Origin of the sequence: Haloprofundus salinisoli, assembly GCF_020097815.1 — an archaeon.
Taxonomy (GTDB): Archaea; Halobacteriota; Halobacteria; order Halobacteriales; family Haloferacaceae; genus Haloprofundus; species Haloprofundus salinisoli.
On the sequence record NZ_CP083664.1, the window covers coordinates 1 to 18,237 of the forward strand.

12 protein-coding genes are annotated in these 18,237 nt (G+C 58.4%); 8 read left to right on the forward strand and 4 right to left on the reverse strand.

Annotated features, from left to right (window positions below):
• The first annotated feature begins 299 nt into the window (after positions 1-299).
• From LAQ73_RS15780 to LAQ73_RS15810, 7 genes are all read left to right on the forward strand, one after another.
• Positions 300-1,175, forward strand: coding sequence for a ParA family protein (locus LAQ73_RS15780; protein WP_224270953.1), 876 nt, complete (start codon positions 300-302; stop codon positions 1,173-1,175).
• Complete coding sequence (locus tag LAQ73_RS15785; protein ID WP_224270954.1) at positions 1,172-1,573, forward strand: DUF7970 domain-containing protein; 402 nt, start codon at positions 1,172-1,174, stop codon at positions 1,571-1,573. Before LAQ73_RS15780 ends, LAQ73_RS15785 begins: the two co-directional genes overlap by 4 nt.
• An 874-nt stretch (positions 1,574-2,447) precedes the next feature.
• Positions 2,448-3,704 (forward strand): orc1/cdc6 family replication initiation protein, encoded by a 1,257-nt coding sequence (locus tag LAQ73_RS15790; protein ID WP_224270955.1) that lies wholly within the window; start codon positions 2,448-2,450, stop codon positions 3,702-3,704.
• A 1,182-nt stretch (positions 3,705-4,886) separates the two neighbouring features.
• Positions 4,887-7,070, forward strand: a complete 2,184-nt coding sequence (gene katG, locus LAQ73_RS15795) for a catalase/peroxidase HPI (RefSeq protein WP_224270956.1) — start codon at positions 4,887-4,889, stop codon at positions 7,068-7,070.
• A gap of 308 nt (positions 7,071-7,378) precedes the next feature.
• Positions 7,379-7,870: a YciE/YciF ferroxidase family protein gene (locus LAQ73_RS15800; RefSeq protein ID WP_224270957.1), complete on the forward strand. Its 492-nt coding sequence runs from the start codon at positions 7,379-7,381 to the stop codon at positions 7,868-7,870.
• 319 nt (positions 7,871-8,189) lie between these two features.
• Positions 8,190-8,858 carry a helix-turn-helix domain-containing protein gene (locus LAQ73_RS15805; RefSeq protein ID WP_224270958.1) on the forward strand — a complete coding sequence of 223 codons (669 nt, stop codon included), beginning with the start codon at positions 8,190-8,192 and terminating at the stop codon, positions 8,856-8,858.
• Positions 8,859-8,944: 86 nt separating this feature from the next.
• The gene (locus LAQ73_RS15810) at positions 8,945-9,439 is read left to right on the forward strand and encodes a DUF7344 domain-containing protein (protein ID WP_224270959.1); all 495 of its coding nucleotides are present in this window, start codon (positions 8,945-8,947) and stop codon (positions 9,437-9,439) included.
• Positions 9,440-10,029: 590 nt separating this feature from the next.
• Here the strand turns inward: LAQ73_RS15810 and LAQ73_RS15815 are convergent.
• The 4 genes from LAQ73_RS15815 to LAQ73_RS15830 form a co-directional block, all read right to left on the reverse strand.
• On the reverse strand, positions 10,030-12,111 hold the full coding sequence (locus LAQ73_RS15815) for a hypothetical protein (protein ID WP_224270960.1): 2,082 nt from the start codon (positions 12,109-12,111) through the stop codon (positions 10,030-10,032).
• A 231-nt stretch (positions 12,112-12,342) separates the two neighbouring features.
• A complete protein-coding gene (gene gdhB / locus LAQ73_RS15820) occupies positions 12,343-13,644 on the reverse strand; it encodes a glutamate dehydrogenase GdhB (protein ID WP_224270961.1) in 1,302 nt (433 codons plus the stop codon).
• 2 nt (positions 13,645-13,646) lie between these two features.
• Positions 13,647-13,790, reverse strand: a complete 144-nt coding sequence (locus LAQ73_RS15825; RefSeq protein WP_224270962.1) for a rubrerythrin-like domain-containing protein — start codon at positions 13,788-13,790, stop codon at positions 13,647-13,649.
• Between the two features lie 108 nt (positions 13,791-13,898).
• Positions 13,899-16,781 carry a bacterio-opsin activator domain-containing protein gene (locus LAQ73_RS15830; RefSeq protein ID WP_224270963.1) on the reverse strand — a complete coding sequence of 961 codons (2,883 nt, stop codon included), beginning with the start codon at positions 16,779-16,781 and terminating at the stop codon, positions 13,899-13,901.
• Positions 16,782-17,316: 535 nt separating this feature from the next.
• On the opposite strand from LAQ73_RS15830, the gene LAQ73_RS15835 reads away from it, so the two are divergent.
• A complete protein-coding gene (locus LAQ73_RS15835) occupies positions 17,317-18,168 on the forward strand; it encodes a VOC family protein (protein WP_224270964.1) in 852 nt (283 codons plus the stop codon).
• The last annotated feature ends 69 nt before the right edge of the window (positions 18,169-18,237 follow it).

Genomic DNA, 18,237 nt, shown 5'->3' on the forward strand with positions numbered 1-18,237 from the left:
GTTCAGTAGTTGTATTCAATAACTGTGTTCATCAGTTTTGTTCATCGCTCTGGGTGGTGCTAACGGCAATTAGAGCAGTCATGGGTGCTGACTAGAACTAAGAAACGTCAGACACAGCTTCGTCGTAACCGTCGCAGATCGACCTCGGATACTTCGCTCAGAAGTGTATTCACCCATGTTGTTCATTGGGTTTGTTCATTGAGTATATCCATTAGGTGTGTTCAGTACATTCATCCATGTCGTCCACTCATTGGTGTGTCTGACGTACATTCAAGAGGGGTGCCACTCATGACGAGTACATGTTAGCGTACTCGACGTACAGTGAAGCTGGCGGGGTGGGAAAAACCACGACCGCGGCAAACTTGGCAGTCGCGCACGCGCGTGCGGGACTCAAACCACTCGTCGTCCCACTTGACCCCCAGGACGGTGACCTCTCTCGACTCTTCGGCGTCGACGACCAGCGAACCGAGTCGGTGGACAATCTCGTTCGACACATGATCCGCCGTCCGAAGGGCGAGTTCGAGGATCTGATTCGGACAGTCGAAGGCGTCGACATCGTTCCCGAACACAATATGCTCTCGGACCTCTCGGAGTACCTCCAGCGAGAGAAAGACCAATCGGAGGCAATGGGCGAAGCGTTCGGCGTCCACGCGCAACTACTTCGCGTTCTCCGTGAGGCAAACGTTCCCGACGAGTACGACGTACTCATCTGCGACCCTCCTGCGACGGAGGGGCCACATCTCTATAACGCGATTCACGCCACTCGGTCGCTCGTCATTCCCGTCGAACCGAGTGCCAAAGGGCGGGCGGCGGTTGAAGGGTTGGAAGCGCTCGTCGCCGGTTTCGAAGAACAACTCGACATCGACGTCGGCGTACTCGCTGCCGTTCCTGTCGCGTTCAAGGATACCCGAGACCAGCGTACCGTTCTCAATGAGATCGACTACGCGATCCCGGAGGTTATCGGCGAGCGGGCATCGTTGATGGAAGGTTGCTGGATGCAGCAGTGTTCGGCGTTCACCTACGTCCGCGAACACCGCGATCGCGACCGAGAGTATGAACTGGAGACGCTCGCGCAGTTCGACCGGCTCGCACGTCACCTGGAGGAAACAGTCGGTATCGAAGCCCCAAACCCTCCAGAACCGGGTGACCTTACGCACGAGGTGCCGCTGCCATGACGGGGATGAAAGAGGGTGCTGGCGAAGACCCCTTCGCCGAAGACGTCGAACCTGAAACGCAAGACGATAAACCGTCGGGTGATATATCGACAGAGGAGGCGCAAGAAGAGACGGAGACAACCTCTCGGAATCAGTCGACGCAGCAGCGAACGATGCAGATTCCGTACAAATTCCGCCGCGATGGAGTCCAAGACGGGCGAACTCGCGTTCCGCTGTTTCTCCAGCCCGAGACGAAAAACGCCGAACGTGACGCGCTCCGTGAGATGGAAGAACGGTTCAACGACGATATCTCACTAACTGACCTCCGAGAAGCTCTGATGCGAGTTGGGCTCGAGCACCTCGACGAGGCCGAAGTTCATCTCGAGGAGTGGGGCTATGGGATGACCTTCGACGATTGATTTGGATAGCTGTGTCGTGGTATGAACTACCTGTCTACGAGGAGGCCGGTTGTCACGTGAGTTTCCTCGACAGATCGACGCGGCATTGAGTCGTGTTCGACAGTCGTGCGCCGGATGGACGGCCTCGGAAAACACTCGAGCAGAAGTAGACCCGTAGCCGACTGTACTCTCGAATCTCCGGATTGCGCTCGGTTAGTCGAGACAAATAGAGTACTCCGGAGAAAGACACTGTCCTCCCGTGACTGCATCGAAGCCGGAATCGGAGAGCCAAGCTCGAAAGACCCCCTCCACTCGTTCCGGAGTTATCTGCCGCTATGCGGCTTGTATCGCGGTTAGTACCCGAACTAGGTTTCTACGGAAAGAGTGGTCTGTTCGAGAAGAAATATCTCGTCGAATGTGAGAGTTCTCAGCTAATTAGTAACAGTTTCGTTTCTCTTCGAATCGTGGAGACACACCACCATTTCCGAAGCTTTTGAGGAAGCTGGATTCTCGGAGACCCTCACTCCACCATTTCCGAAGCTATCCTCGTACAAAGGGAGGCCCTCCTCGAAGATCCAGACGATGTTGCCGCATTTCCACGGAGTGTCTCCGAAGACTTTCTCCTAGAACAATAATACCATATCCATTACATTTGTAGTATGTAGTAGTACGGGTTTGGTTCATATTCTACACTATTAAAACCTCCGCTATTACACTACTCCGTCTCAACGAGGGGTATCCGTTGAGACGATAGCTTCGGAAATGGTGGAGTGAGAGGGTGATATAAAGAAACAGTGCTCCGGAAGCGGTGGTGTCTCACGAGTATTAGTACCACCAAGCTTCGGACGCTTCGGAAGCGGTGGTTTTATGCCAATACTCTATGTGTGTTCGTGCCATGGGGATGTTCGAGCGGGACCGACTCGTGTTCGCCGACGCCGAACCGTTGGACGACTCGTACGAGCCGGAAGATATCCGCGAACGAGATAAAGAACTCGCAAAGTACCAACGAGCGTTACAACCGATCATCGACAACCGTCCGACCTCGAACATCTTTCTGTACGGGAAGACGGGAACTGGAAAGACGGTTGCGACGAAGTTCATGCTCTCGCATCTTGAGCGCGACGCCGAGAAGTACGATGACATCGACCTCTCGACGGTCTGGGTCGGCTGTGAGAACCTCTCCTCGTCGTATCAAGTTGCAGTCTCGCTAGTCAACGAACTCCGACTCGAAAAAGGGAAAGACCGTATCAGTACGACCGGGTACTCCCAACAGCGCATCTTCGACATCCTCTACGAAGAACTCGACTCGTTCGGCGATACCGTCGTCATCGTCCTCGACGAGATCGACAACATCGGCGACTCCGACGACATCCTCTACGGGCTTCCACGCGCGCGTTCGAACGGTTACGTCGAGACCGTCCAACCCGTCATCGTCGGCATCAGCAACGACTTTCAGTTCAGAGATAGCCTCTCTCCGAAAGTCAAGGACACGCTGGCCGAAAAAGAGATCCTCTTTCCACCGTACGACGCAAACCAACTTCGATCGATCCTCGAACCCCGGGCGGAAAAAGCGTTCCACGACGGTGTGCTCGAAAGCGACGTCGTACCGTTGTGCGCTGCACTTTCGGCTCAAGACACCGGGTCTGCTCGACAGGCGATTCGGCTGCTTCGAGAGGCTGGAGAACTCGCTCAGGCGGGAGATGTCGCCACTGTGACCGACGACCACGTCCGTGGTGCACAGGACGAACTCGAAAAGAACCAACTTTACGAAGGAATGCAGGAACTCACGACGCAGGGACACGTCGTTCTCTGCGCGCTCGCGTACCACGAGGCACACGACGAAGTCCCGGTTCGTTCCCGCGACCTCTACGAGCAGTACGTCACCATCTGTAACCAACTTGACGCGGACAGCGTGAGCGGCCGGCGGGTCCGTGACCACCTGTCCGATCTGAACATGCTCGGACTGATCAACGTCTACGAGCGAAACGAGGGGCTCTCGGCCGGGCGGTATCACGAGTACGAACTCAACGTCCCGCTGGATGCGGTGCTCAACGTACTCCTCTCTATCTCTCGATTCGAAGAGATCGCCGAGTCGATCGAATCGGATGCCAGTAAAAACGACGTACTCCAGTCCGATATCTCCGATTACTGAGCGACATTTTCCCGAGCATCCTCCCATCACTTCTCGTCCGGCCAGAGCTTCGGAAACAGTGGAGTACACTCGACTCTGATGAGGGCTCTTCCGGTCGGATCAGTCGTCGGCGAGTGGCGGGCGAGGAAGCTTCGGAAACGGTGGAGTGGCCACACTTGCGGGTCGCGAACTTCCGAAAGAGCAACTCGACTCAAAAGCTTCGGAAATGGTGGGGTGTCTGACTCCGTAAGCGGCCCGTCGGTTCGGTCTATCGAGATTCTCGATGGAGGGACCGAGGTCGTGGGACCGATGTCGAACGACGAGGGACGGAGCTCCATCGAGCTCTCGACTGGCGAAACCAGCGTTCTCCTATCTTTCGAGAACCGAGACCGTGGTTGTGGTGTTAACATCAATTAAACAACCTTTAACCAAAAAGTCAAGCCAGAGCTCTGGGGATGTATAAATGATGCGGAACACCGAAACTCCACTTACGCATATCGAACAGGAGGCCTACACTCGCATCCGGCAGCTCGCGGAATATACCGACGGTGTCCTCTCACCCGTTGACGCCCTTGCAGCCATCTGCGCGACGGGCAGCTCCCATCCAGAAGAGATTTTAGAACGACTCATCCTCAAAGGCTATCTCTACAGCGTCGAAAATTCGATTCGTTTGACGTAGATTCGTAGCTCAAAACACGGGCTCTGACCGCCTCTTCGAGTATCGAGTTCGGCGGCGTCGGTTCCGGATCCGGACTGCCTCCACCCTCTTTTGGGTACCCCCAAAACGACCGCTGACACGTTCCAACCTCAGTAATATGGTTGTCGGACTATGTACCTTGCTACCCACTATCAATATGGTCTCAGTCCCAGGCGCCCCGGTTGACATACGAGAGACTGAACCATCCCCAGCATAGTCCGCAGAACAGGTGGCGGTTCGTGGCTAGCACCCCCACTCTCCGCCGCCGCTCCGCTTCCATGGGGTATCTGTACCCGTAGCCCGGCGGTCGAGCGGATTTTTGACGAAACCAGTCCACACGATACCGATTTACGAGTCTTTTGAGCCCAATACGAGTCGTCTACTGACTACAGCGCGCGATCCGTCACCGACAAAAGTTCATTAACTCGGCAGTCTTCTTCGTCTACAGCGAAGGTTTCCTTGTCGAATAGACAATCTTAACAGGCAAAAGCAGTAATCGTTCGATGATGACTAGGTCCAACCAAGACTGGTGGCCGAATCAGCTGAACCTGAACATCCTCGACCAGAACGCTCGTCAAGCCGGTCCGATGGGCGAGGAGTTCGACTACGCTGAGGAGTTCCAGAAACTTGACCTCGACGAGGTGAAGGCGGACATTGAAGAAGTGATGACGACGTCGCAGGATTGGTGGCCGGCTGACTACGGCCACTACGGACCGCTCTTCATCCGGATGGCGTGGCACAGCGCCGGTACGTACCGCACTACCGACGGCCGCGGTGGCGCGTCCGGCGGTACCCAACGCTTTGCCCCCCTCAACAGTTGGCCCGATAACGCGAACCTCGACAAAGCGCGTCGACTGCTCGGACCGGTCAAGCAGAAGTACGGCCGCAAACTCTCGTGGGCCGACCTGATAGTTCTGGCCGGAAACGTCGCCCTAGAGTCGATGGGATTCGAGACGTTCGGCTTCGCCGGCGGGCGTGAAGACGCCTTCGAGCCCGACGAGGCCGTCGACTGGGGGCCCGAAGACGAGTGGGAAGCGTCCGAGCGCTTCGACGACGAGGGGGGACTCGAGGGGACGCTCGCCGCCACCGTGATGGGCCTCATCTACGTGAATCCGGAAGGGCCGGACGGTCAGCCGGATCCGATGGGATCGGCCGAGAACATCCGAGAGTCGTTCGGCAAGATGGCGATGAACGACGAGGAGACGGCCGCGCTCATCGCCGGCGGACACACGTTCGGGAAGGTCCACGGTGCCGACAGCCCCGACGACCACGTCGGCCCCGAACCCGAGGCGGCCCCCATCGACCAGCAGGGCCTCGGCTGGGAGAGCAGCCACGGCTCCGGCAAGGGGAGCGACGCGATCACCAGCGGGATAGAGGGTCCGTGGAACGCCACGCCGACGCAGTGGGACATGAGCTACATCGGCAACCTGCTCGACCACGAGTGGGAGCCGCAGAAAGGTCCCGGCGGTGCGTGGCAGTGGACCACGAAGGACGACACGCTCGATGGCGTCGCACCGGGCGCCGAGGATCCGTCGGAGAAGGAAGACGTGATGATGTTGACGACGGACATCGCGCTGAAGCGGGATCCGGACTACCGGGAGATCATCGAGCGCTTCCAGGAGAACCCCCGCGAGTTCCAGGAGGCCTTCGCGAAGGCGTGGTACAAGCTGATCCACCGTGACATGGGCCCGCCGACTCGACTCCTCGGTCCGGAGGTCCCGGACGAGGAGATGCTCTGGCAGGACCCCGTCCCCGAAGCCGACTACGAACTGATCGGGGACGAGGAGATAGCCGAACTCAAAGAGGAGATTCTCGCTTCGGAGCTGTCCGTCTCCCAGCTCGTCAAGACCGCCTGGGCGTCGGCGTCGACGTACCGCGACAGCGACAAGCGCGGTGGCGCGAACGGAGCCCGCATCCGCCTCGAACCGCAGAAGAGCTGGGAAGTAAACGAACCCGAGCAGTTGAAGACGGTGCTCGGGACCCTCGAAGAGATTCGGGAGGAGTTCAACAGTTCGCGGTCCGACGAGACGAGAGTCTCGCTGGCCGACCTGATCGTTCTGGGCGGCTCTGCGGCCGTCGAGAAGGCCGCAAAGGACGCCGGCTACGACGTAGAGGTTCCGTTCGAGCCGGGACGCACAGACGCCTCGCAGGAACAGACCGACGTTGAGTCGTTCGAGGCGCTCGAACCGAAAGCCGACGGGTTCCGTAACTACCTCGGGGACGGACACGACCTGTCGGCCGAGGAGTTGCTGGTGGACAGGGCCGACCTGCTGGACCTATCGGCCGCCGAGATGACGGTTCTGGTCGGCGGCATGCGCGCGCTGAACGCGAACTTCAAGGGCTCCGAACTCGGCGTCTTCACCGACGAACCGGAGACGTTGAACAACGACTTCTTCGTGAACCTGCTCGACATGAGTTACGAGTGGGAAGCGGCCTCGGATTCCGAAGACAAAGACATCATGGGGTGGGAGGCGCCCTCGGACGCCCACGACATCTACGAGTTGCGCGACCGCGAGACGGGTGACGTCGAGTGGGCGGGTACCCGCGTGGATCTCATCTTCGGGTCGAACGCCCGGCTTCGAGCCATCGCGGATGTCTACGCCTCCGACGACGCAGAGGAGAAATTCGTCCGTGACTTCGTAGACACGTGGGACAAAGTGATGAGCCTCGACCGCTTCGACCTGGAGTGATCTGAACTGCGGGTATCCGGGTCGGCGGCCGTGTGCGACATCTCGGTGCGGTAGCCGCGGTCCCAACTCCGGTCTCGCAATCGTATTCCGAAGGAGTGCCAAACGTAGTGGGCGCGTGACTTTTTGTTGATTCGCCCTCGTGTCGACGGATGCGTAGAGTCCAGAGCGACGAATTTATCGTTTGAAGACGGGATCGTCCCCGGACTAGTGGACTGGGTTGTCAGACGTCACTCCTGATCGTCGACCGCCTGCGTATACAGGCCCACCGCTCATTCAATTGGCGACCCAACACAGACCTAGAGGAAATCATGACTACCGACTCGATAGACGAACTCTTCGTCGAAGGACTCCAGGAACTGTACTACACGGAACAACAACTCGTCGATGCGCTCGAGACCCTCGCCGACCAGACGAACGACGAGGCCGCCAGCCAAGCGTTCACGGAACATCGCGACGAGACGATGGAGCACGTAGAACGGCTGGAACAGGTGTTCGAGCAGATAGGCGAAGAACCGCAGGAGAAAGAAGAGCAGGTTGTGAAGGCGCTGATAGACGAACACGAACAGTTTGCACAGGAGAACGAGGGAGAGGTGCTCGACCGATACAACATGGAAGTCGGACAGAAGACAGAGCACTACGAGATCGCCTCGTACGGGAGTATCACCTCGCTGGCAGAGAAGACCGGTCACGACGAAGCAGCCGATATCTTAGCCGAGACGCTCCGAGAAGAAGAGCAGGCGCTCGAAGAGGTCACGCAGGCGACCGAGCAGTTCGACCAACAGGAGATAGCAGGCGACTGACTCTGCGACCGACTCTCGGCAGTCGTCTCGTCGAACCGTAGTCGGGGGCGACGCGGTGACTAACGAGGGTCGTTTTCACTCGCCGATAGCGACGCGGACGGACTGTCGTATCCGGTGTCTGATTCCGTAATTAGGCGGGCAACACCGATTTATCACGAACGATGATAATCTGCATGGCTGATTGTGTCTTGCTTCGACGCCGCAACTGTGGGAGACGGGTTCTTGGCAAATCCGCGTGTGCATAGATTTCAGACCCTGAACCAAGGTCGTAATCGACATCAAGGAGAAGTTCTACACGAGTAGCCCCTGACAGTGAACTATGAGCGTTCTCTTGGAGTTCACCATCCGTTCTGACCAATTCAAACTCGGCCATGTGCTCTCGGGATCGGGTGACATGCGCTTCGAACTCGAACGCATCGTCCCGACGGGAGGTCACACCATGCCGTTCGTCTGGGTCTCTACAGAGAGGGACCCGAACGAAGACCTCCCACGATTCGAAGCGAACATGAGAGAGAGTGATTCGGTTCAGGAACTGCTCGCTCTCGACCGGGTAGACGACGGGGGGCTCTATCGAATCGAGTGGGAGGGTCAACCGGAGGGACTCATCAAGGGCCTGGCGGAGGCGGAGGCGACGGTCCTTGAGGCCTTCGGCGACCGAAATTGGACGTTCCGCGTTCGGTTCATGGACCACGAGAGACTGACTAACTTCCACAATTACCTGACCGATCACGATATCTCGGTCCATATCATTCGGACGTACACCTTCACGGAAGAGGGGGCTCGCCGCCGGGATTTCGGTCTAACGAATGAACAGCGCGAGGCGTTAGTGCTCGCCCTTCAACGGGGCTACTTCGACACTCCCAGCGAGGTGACCCTCGACGAGCTGGCGGAGGAACTCGGAATTACGAAACAGGCAATCTCGGACCGCATCCGTCGCGGTAACGAGAAGATGTTACGACCGCTGCTGCTCTCCTCGGCAGCCCGCTAACACCCCTCCGTCACTCGGACCTAAAAAAGGGCAGACGAGTCAAGACAAGAATTGACACCGCCTGAACCGCCTAGGTCTATTTACGAATGGTAGACGAAGAATCTGCAGGCAGTAGTGGAGAGAACCCGCCCACTGATGCGCTGTATACTATACTCGCAAGTGAAACTCGGCGGCAAGTCCTTCGCTACTTTCAGGTGAGCGAAGACACCAACGCTACACTCACCGAACTCGCGGATTTCCTCGTCACCCAGGATAGTGGGGTCGATGATCTGGAGAAAGCAAAAATTACCCTTCACCATCTGGACTTGCCGAAACTCGCTCGATATGGGGCGGTCGATTACGACCCTCGGTCCAATGCGGTCAGCTATCTGGGACAACCCCGCCTCGAAGAATTTCTCTTCAACCATCAAATTGAATGGAGCCAACGGGCTATGGAACTAGTGACCTGTCTCTCCTGTGGTGAGTTCGTGATAGCAAGAAAAGAAGAGGACTCGCTTGCACCCCTCAAGGACGAATGCCCAAACTGTGACGAGAAGAAGTTCAAGGACACTAGTAGTGGGAAAGTCATACAGACAGACTGAGTCTAGGCGGTGACCCCGATGGTTCAGCTGGCCGTCACAGCGAGGAAACAAGTGCTAGTTCTCACCACGACCGTTCTCGCAGTTCGAATAAATCCCCCGTTCCGTGAGCTATCTCATCTAGTGCTACTACTCCGCTGAATGTACTCTCTCAGTTGGTCAATGTTGCCGTTACGGTGAACAGGGAGTTTGGTCAGTCGGTGTTGAGCCTAGGGTGCGTATCCAGTACTGATGTTGTGAAAAGAAAGCCAAATCCGCACGTCAATGAAGATCTCACCTGACTCGGTGTTGACTAGCGCTTCTACTCCATTGATAGTACGAGAGATCAGTCTCAGAACTCTGCCGGTGCTCATGGTCGCTCACCATCTCTATTTGGCTTCAGATCTATTCCAGTTTGACGACGTACAGAAAACACCCGAAAATTCAGCAGGTTCGGCACGAATAACGTCGCCTATTGTGTTGACTACAAACTCCGTATAGCACAATTTTGCCAAACCATTATTTGTTGATGAGATAAACGGAAATCCATATATGGTCTACACTCTCAGAGTAGCGACTCTGGAACTAGTTGGCTCTGTAAGTATGGGCTCCGGCTACAACTTCTTGGAGTTCTGCGCCTGCTCGGTGCGTCGATTCGCCTGTTCGAGTCTGTTTTCGGTGGCGTTCGTGAGCGGTTCCGAGAGGTCGTCTTTCGCTTCGACGAGCCGAGTTTCCGCTCGCTGAAGCCGTTCGACGACCACTTCGAGTTGTCTGTCGGTATTTCCACGTTCCTTAGCGCGCGCTCGCTCGGCGGCTCGTTCTGCGGATTCGACGACGGCTGCGAGTGAGCGTTCGAGCCCCCGAACCGCGTTCGACGACCCACGCTCCGTCTCTTTGCCGTCTCCACTACTACGCGCCGCAACTGCGGCTCGCGTCTCCTCAGCGATATCTGCGACGAACTCCGAGAGGGGTGCTTTGCCCGTCTCGGGGAGTTCGATGCGTACACCCGACGCCTCTTCGGGAGACGGATTGACCCGGTACGCACCGACGGCGTCGTCTCGGTCTCGAACCTCTGTCGTGTATGCCCCGCCGACGTGGACGTAGAGCGCGTCGTTTCTATCTACCGGCGACTCGTAGAGCCGACCGGCGAAGTCGTCTTCGACAGCCACTGTCGCAAGGTCGACCGCAGCCTTCTCTCCGAAAATTTCCAGTTTCGTCGCGTGCTCACGCGCGATCAATGGTATTTCACCGTCGACGCCGGCCGCGGTTACCGTCTCGTCATCGGATACGGTCACCCGTTCGCTGTACGGCGCTCGGCCGGCGCCGTTGACTGTCAATCGGTGCTCGCCGGCCGGCACGTCTCGTATCACCGCGAGACCACCGAACGTCGGAACGGCTTCGGGGTCGCTCTCTAAGAGAGCGAGTGATTCGACTGATGTCTCCGTCGTCGTCAGCCCCTCGTTCTCGGGCGCGTCGTCGCTCGTGACCGTTTCGGTGACACGTGTCGCTACCATGTGAACGGGTGCCGGGTCGCTAATGGCGTCGTAGCGGTCAGCCAACGCTGCCCGATGTCTGGGGTCGGTGATGTCGGCGGCCGGGTTCTCGTATCGGGGCTGATTCCACGGCGCCCCCGTCGTCGTGATGTGAGTGGCGAGAGCGTCCTCGACCACCGCGGGAACGGCGAACTCGAAGCTCAACTGCGGCCCAGTGAAGTCCGTGATGTGTTCAATCTCGGCAGTCGGCACGAGTTCGTACTCGAGGTCTGCGTCGGCGTCTCGGTCGCGGTGTCCGAAGACGAGCCCCGTCTCGCGCGTCGGCAGGTCCGTCGGTGGCGACGTCAGCGCGTCGTACGACCGAATCGTCAATTCCGAATCGATCAATGAATCGGCTGTGACGGACGGTAATCTCTCGTGGTCGTATATCGGCGCGTCCTCGTACTCCGGGACCACGTACGGTAACCGCGACCCTTCGTCCCGCGGCAATCCGTACGCGAGTGGGAGGGTGATGTCTGTGAGGTCCTCGATACTCTCGATTGAGGTGTTCGTGATATCCGCGGTCAAGTCGTCGACGGTGACCCGCTGGAACCGGTCCGGGACGTCGTTGACCGAGAGCGTGCTCGAATGCGAGCCGAGCTCCGAAAGGATTCGCGGAACCACCTGCGGATCTGGGTCGAGGAACTCGTTGTTCGGAACCTTCCGAGAGTGAGAACTGGCGACGTACAGTTGCGGCTCGTCGGTTTCGGTATCGACGAAGACATGCAGCACTTCCCAGTCGTGCCAGTGAAAGTTCGTCGTGAACTGGTCGAACACCGAGTAAAACCAGTACTGGACGACCGTGAGTGACGAATTCTCGTACTCGACGGTGTTGTAGAACACCGATGGATTCGGTGGATCCTCTCCGGTGTACCGCTCGTGGTATCCGTCGAAGGCGTCGAACCCATCGACGATGGTCTCACCGTCACGCTCGGTCGTATACGGACGCGGGTCCGTGGGGAACCACGGTTCGTTCACGTCGAAATACACCGTCGGGGCGAACCTCGTCGCCAACTCTCGGGCGGGCCCGGCGTCTACCTCGGTTGTTTGGCCGTCTTCTCCCCGTTCGAGCGCCGAACAGCCAGCCGCCCCAACCGCGCTAACACTGGCGAGCGCGCTGAGCACAGTCCGTCGGTCGACAGTGGGACCCGAGTCGTCACCCACGGCTGCCCACCATCTCGTTACTGCGAGCAGCCACGCCTACGCTGGACATGGCTCTGCATCTATCGATTCGCTCCATAAGCCTTCTCTATCTATGGGTGTCAAACTACGACGAAGAGAGAGGTTCGAAGCTGCTCGTGGCGGTTGTTCTCTTTTCTGATCCCGGTCTCTCCGGTGAAACCACGCGAAATTGCCGATGGTGTCCATCTGATGACCGAAAAGACGAGACCCGGACTACGGCCAGAGCCCGCGCGCTTCGTGCGCTTCGGCGATGCGAGAGAGCGCAACGATGTAGGCCGCGTCGCGCCAAGTGACGTCTCGGCGTTCGTATTCGGTTTGGACGGCGCACCAGGCCGACCGCATCTCCGCTTCGAGTTCGTCGTTCACCCGTTCGAGCGGCCACGCCCGTCTGTTGATGTCCTGGAGCCACTCGAAGTAGCTCACCGTGACGCCGCCAGCGTTGGCGAGAATGTCGGGAATCACCACGATGTCGCGTTCGGCGAGAATCGAATCGGCCGTGGACGTCGTCGGGCCGTTCGCCCCTTCGACGACGAACTCTGCAGCGATCGCCTCCGCATTCTCTTTCGTGAGCACGTTCCCCAGCGCTGCCGGAATGAGCATGTCGACGTCGAGCGTGAGCAGTTCGTCGTTTGAGATGACGGTGTCTGCGTATTCGGTGACGGCCTCTGGTTCCTCGTCGTGCGACGGTACGGTGGCTGTATCGATTCCCGATGGGTCGTACATGGCCCCGTTCACGTCGCTGATAGCGACGACCGTCGCCCCCCAGTCGTCGAGTAGTCGGGCCGCGTTTGCACCGACACTGCCGTAGCCTTGGACTGCAACCGTCGTCTCTTCGAGCGGTCGGTCGTAGTACTCACAAACCAGTTGCGCGATGATCGCAACACTTCGCCCGGGTGCTTCTTCACGGCCGTGGCTGCCGCCGATGACCGGTGGTTTCCCGGTGACGACACCGGGCGTCGTCTCGCCCTCCTGCATCGAATAGGCGTCCATCAACCACGTCATCGTCTGCGGATCAGTCCCCATGTCTGGCGCGGGAATGTCCTGGTTCGGGCCGATAATATCACGGAGCTCCTGTGCAAATCGACGGGTCAAGCGCTCTTTTTCCCCGGTACTCAGTTCCTTCGGGTTGACGGTGATTCCCCCCTTGGCACCCCCGAACGGGAGATCCATCACCGCACATTTCCACGTCATCCACATTCCGAGGCCCACACACTCGTCTTTGGTCACGTCGGGGTGGTAGCGCAGGCCGCCTTTGAACGGCCCTCTGACGCTGTCGTGTTGGGCTCGATAGCCAGTGAACACTTCGACCGTTCCGTCGTCTCGTTCGATGGGAATCGTCACCTCGTGGACTTTCTTCGGATACTTGAGCCGTTCGACGATGTTCGGGTCGATATCCAGGTGACTGGCGGCGTGATACAGCTGTCGCCGAGCCGTTTCGAGCGCTGATTCCGATTCGGTCGGTTCTATCGGAACGTCACTGGACCTGTCGTGGCTACTGTCGGATGTCGATGCCATGATTACTCGACTGGCATCTGCCGATTCCGCATCGAACCGCTGCAATCGGGACACGTGACGGGGTTGACTTCCGCGACTGTGATGTTACCACACTCGAAGCATTCGTACGAACTTTCCTGACCGGGTTGGGTTTCGACATCTCTCATGATTGGTTGTGAGTGCCGTGCTGTCCAGGGCACCTACAAGGGTGTAATAATTGTATAAGGGAATACGCAGCAGTTGAGTACCAAACCGCAACTGGTCTTCGAGGTTTGTTATTTAACCTTTTCAACTGACGTCGCGGCCGAGAGGTCGCTCCCCTCGAACAGTGTGGCAAACAGTTTGCGTTGGACAGTCCGGGCGTGTTTAGAGAACGCGGGTGGACTGATTCCGAGCGTCTCTGCGACCTCTTCGCCCGTACTCTCGCGCGGTGACTCGAAGAAGCCGCTGTAGTACGCCGTCTGTATCACTTCGAGCTGCCGTTCCGTCAGCTTCTCGAGGAACTTCGAGTAGAAATCGCGCTCTATCGACTGGTCGAGCGTCTGCTTAGACCGGAGTTCGACGGCCGAGAACGTCTCACGGACGAGTTGCGTGATGGTTCGAACGTCGATGCTGTCCGGAATATCGACGACGAGCGTGGTCTGACTCGGGTCGGTAGTCGCCTTCCTGAAGATTGCACCGTGGTCAGCTAACTCTAAGGCGAGGAACGGCTGTGTGAGCCGCAGCCGGAGGACGCCGCCCTCAGCGTCGGCGCTAATCTGTTGCACATCGTCGATTGCGACCAGCTTCGATGCCGCGTCGGCAACAGCCTCCATGGATGGGTCTCCGACGGTGACGAACACGTAACTTCCCTCCGAGGACTGCTGGACACCACCTTGATACGAGAGCGTACACTCCGCCTCCCGGGCGAGCCGTGAGAGGACGAACGAGGGGTCATCGACGGCGAACTCCACACGCGTCATCGACGTCGTGAGCAACGCGTTCTTCCGTTCGATGGCGCTGAGCGCGGAGGCGATGGTTTCACCGAGCTCGCCCAGAACGGCTTTCGAGGTGTCGTCGAACGCGTCCTGAGTTGGCGCGTAAACCGTTAGCACACCGTGCATGAGGTCGTTGTACACGAGTGGGATGCTCAGTACGGAGAGATAGTCACGGGAGAGAGCGTCCTTCCGCCACGGTTCGTCTCGGAGACTGGCCGCGACGTTAGTCACCAGCGTCACGTCGCCGGTGGCCGCGGTCCGTCCGGCCGGTTCGGTATCTTCCGCGGCGACGGTGAACGACTGGCTGTCCAGATACCCGCGTTCCGTGCCTGCCCAGGCTCGTGGTTCGATAGTCTCAGTCGTCGGGTCGACCGACCCGATCCAGGCGAACCGAAGCCGGTTGTCAGCGGTCAACCGTTCACAGACGGTATGATCGATCTCCGCTCGCGTTTCTGCCTGGACGAGCGCCTGATCGATCTCCCGAATCGTTTCGTTGATGCGATTGAGGGCTGTCAGTTCTTCGTTTTGCTCCTGAAGCGTCCGGTCCTGCTCGCGCAGTCGTGACTCTCGGGTGACGCGGTCGAGCGCGGCCTCGGCCGTTACCGCGAGGAGATCGGCCAGTTCCCGCGTCACGTCGTCGAAGACGCCGACCTGGTTCGAACCGGCGACGAACACCCCGTGATTGCCGAGCGGGATGTAGGCCGCACTTCGGAGATCGGTCGCCCTGTTTTCGAGTCGGTCCGCCTCGTGGACGTCGTCGAAAAACAGCACCTCGTCCTCGACGAAACTGAAACTGGGCAGCGTCTCGCCGTCGGCGTGAACGGGCGGAAGTGGGCCGTTCACCGTCCGCATCGCCGTCGAATGCGCCACGGGCCGAAGATCGTTGGTATCGGCGTCGAATAGATAGACCGCACTTGCGTCGAGATCGAGGACGCCGGGCGTGTTCTTGACGACGTGCTGAGCGATCTCTTGATGGGTTTCGACGTACAGGAACTCTCGAGCGGTCTGGTGGAGTGTCGCCAACGCTTCCTCACGTTGCTTGCGTTTCGTGATATCTCGACAGCTAAAGAGGAGCGTTCCGTCCTGAATCGAGACTTCGCGGACGTTGACCAGAAGCGTGTGTTCGCGTCCCGCTTTGTCAGTCGCCGTGCACTCGATGTTCTTTAGGACGCCATGCTCTGCGAGCTCGTCGCGGTCGAAGAGATTCTCGCCGAGAAGTTCGTCGATAGCCCCCAGTTCGCGGATCTCCGCGGCCGTGTAACCGAAGATGAAGTGGACGTTAGGGCAGACGTAGGTGTACTCGCCGCTTTCGTCCGTCATGAGCACGGTATCGGTCATGTTGTTGAGTGTGACGCGGTGGAGTTCCTCGGATTGACGGAGATTCTGTTCGAGATCGACCCGATCTGTGATATCGACGCCCTCGACGACGATCGAGGCGAGATTACCACATTCGTCCTCGACCGGACGTACCGAGAGGTCGATGACGCGCGGGTTCTCGATGTGTGACGGCTGTGGAACGACAACGTTACCGAACGCCCCATCGAGCGCCTTCTCGACGATCTGTCGCACTTCTGTCTCCGTTTCGGCCGACTGTGACCACCACGGGAGCGTCCAGAACGGTTCGCCAACGATGGTTTCGACGTCTTCGTCGACCATCTCGCGTGCCGTCTGGTTCGCTCGGGTGAGCGACCCGTCTGGATCGAGCACCCACGTCGCGGTCCGCGAATCGTCGAAGATTGCATCGAACTGCCTGGCGCGCTCTCGATGGGTCGCCGCATGTCGTGCGGATCGAATCGCTTGATCGGCGCGGTCCAGAAGCTCTTCCACCATCCGTTCGGTCGATTCCGTCTGGGCGACGTAATCGGTCACCCCGGCTCCGATAGCCTCACTGGCGAGGGCTTCACTTCCGCAAGCCGTTCCGAGTATTACGGGGAGTGTGGCGGTTTCGGCGCGGATTTCGCTCAGTAATTCGAGCCCAGTCGCCTCCTCGAGAGTGTACTCGCTGACGAGGCAGTCGATAACCTGACTTCGGAAGACGTCGAACGCCTCTCCTTTAGTCTGTGCCCGCCGCACAGTCGCCTTGGTCCGTGTTTCGAGTACCTCGGCGAATCGCGCGATCCACTCGCTCGTCCCGGCGAGCAGGATCGTCGATGAATCGACGATAGTCGGTGAGAGAGACATTGTTAGACGATTGAGCGCCGGCGTGAACGGCGTCTGATGCCGTCCCGAGTTTGCTGCTCTACTACATCGAGATTCAGGCTCATTGTTAGTTAACAACCAAACTACCAAGAGGCAAAGACGTTTGCTATTTAACCCAGTGAGAACTAACGAGTGATACGAAGTGAGAGCGCTTCTCCCGAAATCATTGCGGTCGAATCCGGTTCTCCCCAATCACTCTACTAACCGATAGAGAGTCGACAGGCGGGTCGCCAATTCGTCCCCATCTCTTCGAGCGTCCCACAACGTTGCAGACCTCGTCATTTCGCTTTCGACCGCAGCGTCTCCCTCCGTATCGGTCGGCGGTGGTTGGGCCGCCATTACTTGGTCACAGACCTATTACTTGGGGTATATGTGGGTTTGGTTACAAACTAGTTACTGTAATGAAACCACAGCAGGGCCACTGCCGTTCTACTTTTAGGTATCGCTATCGTCGTCTCCAGCGTGTTTTGTGGTCTGCGTGGCCACACGCTCGATATCGGTCTCTAAGGTGACCAGAATGACCACCCAAACCAACTCAGACGTACTCCCGCAGGGAACACGTATCGGACGGACAGCGCTTCGGGTCTCGGACCTCGAAGAACTCACCGAGTTCTATCAGGACGTCGTCGGTCTCAGCGTACAACACCGATCCGACACCAGCTCGATTCTCGGAGTTGACGAAACGCCACTTCTCATCTTAGAGGAGGATACAGATGCGCCGACGCGACAGCGAACGGGCGCGGGACTCTACCATAACGCGTTCAGAGTACCCTCGCGTGAGGCGCTCGGCGACGCGTTAGTTCGGGTCCGAGACCACTGGCAGCTCGGAGGTGCCTCCGACCATCTGGTCAGCGAAGCGCTCTACCTCACCGACCCGGAGGGCAACGGCGTCGAGATTTACCGCGACTTTCCACGTGAGAAGTGGCCCATCACTGACGATGGACGGGTCAGAATTGACACTGAGCCGCTTAATCTCGCCAGCATCGAAGCCGTCGCCGCAGGTGGCACCCGAGTACCGTCGGGAACGGATGTCGGACACATTCATCTCGAAGTCACCTCACTATTCGCGTTCGAAGATTTCTACGTGGACACCCTCGGATTCGAGGTTCAAACGACCGTTCCGGCCGCGTTCTTCGTGTCCGCCGGTGGGTACCACCACCACATCGGAGCCAACGCGTGGCATAATCGGACGAGCCCTGTCAGCGGCCGAGGATTGTCTTGGTTCGAGGTGGTTCTCCCGGAGGCGCAAGCGCTCGACACGCTTCGAGACCGACTTGCGGGCAGCGAGTTCACCGTGATTGAGACAGACCAGGGTATCACAGTCGAAGACCCCGATGAGATTGAAGTCCGGTTCCGAGTCGAGACCTAGCTCACTATCCCGGCATGACATTCACCCCGGCGTCCACGCCGGGGTTTCCTCGCGCTCGAAGTATCGCTT

Coding starts and splice junctions, on each gene's coding strand:
- gdhB (WP_224270961.1), bottom strand. CDS start 13,644: ATGGCATCGACATCCGACAGTAGCCACGACAGGTCCAGTGACGTTCCG.
- LAQ73_RS15785 (WP_224270954.1), top strand. CDS start 1,172: ATGACGGGGATGAAAGAGGGTGCTGGCGAAGACCCCTTCGCCGAAGAC.
- LAQ73_RS15780 (WP_224270953.1), top strand. CDS start 300: ATGTTAGCGTACTCGACGTACAGTGAAGCTGGCGGGGTGGGAAAAACC.
- LAQ73_RS15835 (WP_224270964.1), top strand. CDS start 17,317: ATGACCACCCAAACCAACTCAGACGTACTCCCGCAGGGAACACGTATC.
- LAQ73_RS15800 (WP_224270957.1), top strand. CDS start 7,379: ATGACTACCGACTCGATAGACGAACTCTTCGTCGAAGGACTCCAGGAA.
- katG (WP_224270956.1), top strand. CDS start 4,887: ATGACTAGGTCCAACCAAGACTGGTGGCCGAATCAGCTGAACCTGAAC.
- LAQ73_RS15805 (WP_224270958.1), top strand. CDS start 8,190: ATGAGCGTTCTCTTGGAGTTCACCATCCGTTCTGACCAATTCAAACTC.
- LAQ73_RS15790 (WP_224270955.1), top strand. CDS start 2,448: ATGGGGATGTTCGAGCGGGACCGACTCGTGTTCGCCGACGCCGAACCG.
- LAQ73_RS15830 (WP_224270963.1), bottom strand. CDS start 16,781: ATGTCTCTCTCACCGACTATCGTCGATTCATCGACGATCCTGCTCGCC.
- LAQ73_RS15810 (WP_224270959.1), top strand. CDS start 8,945: ATGGTAGACGAAGAATCTGCAGGCAGTAGTGGAGAGAACCCGCCCACT.
- LAQ73_RS15825 (WP_224270962.1), bottom strand. CDS start 13,790: ATGAGAGATGTCGAAACCCAACCCGGTCAGGAAAGTTCGTACGAATGC.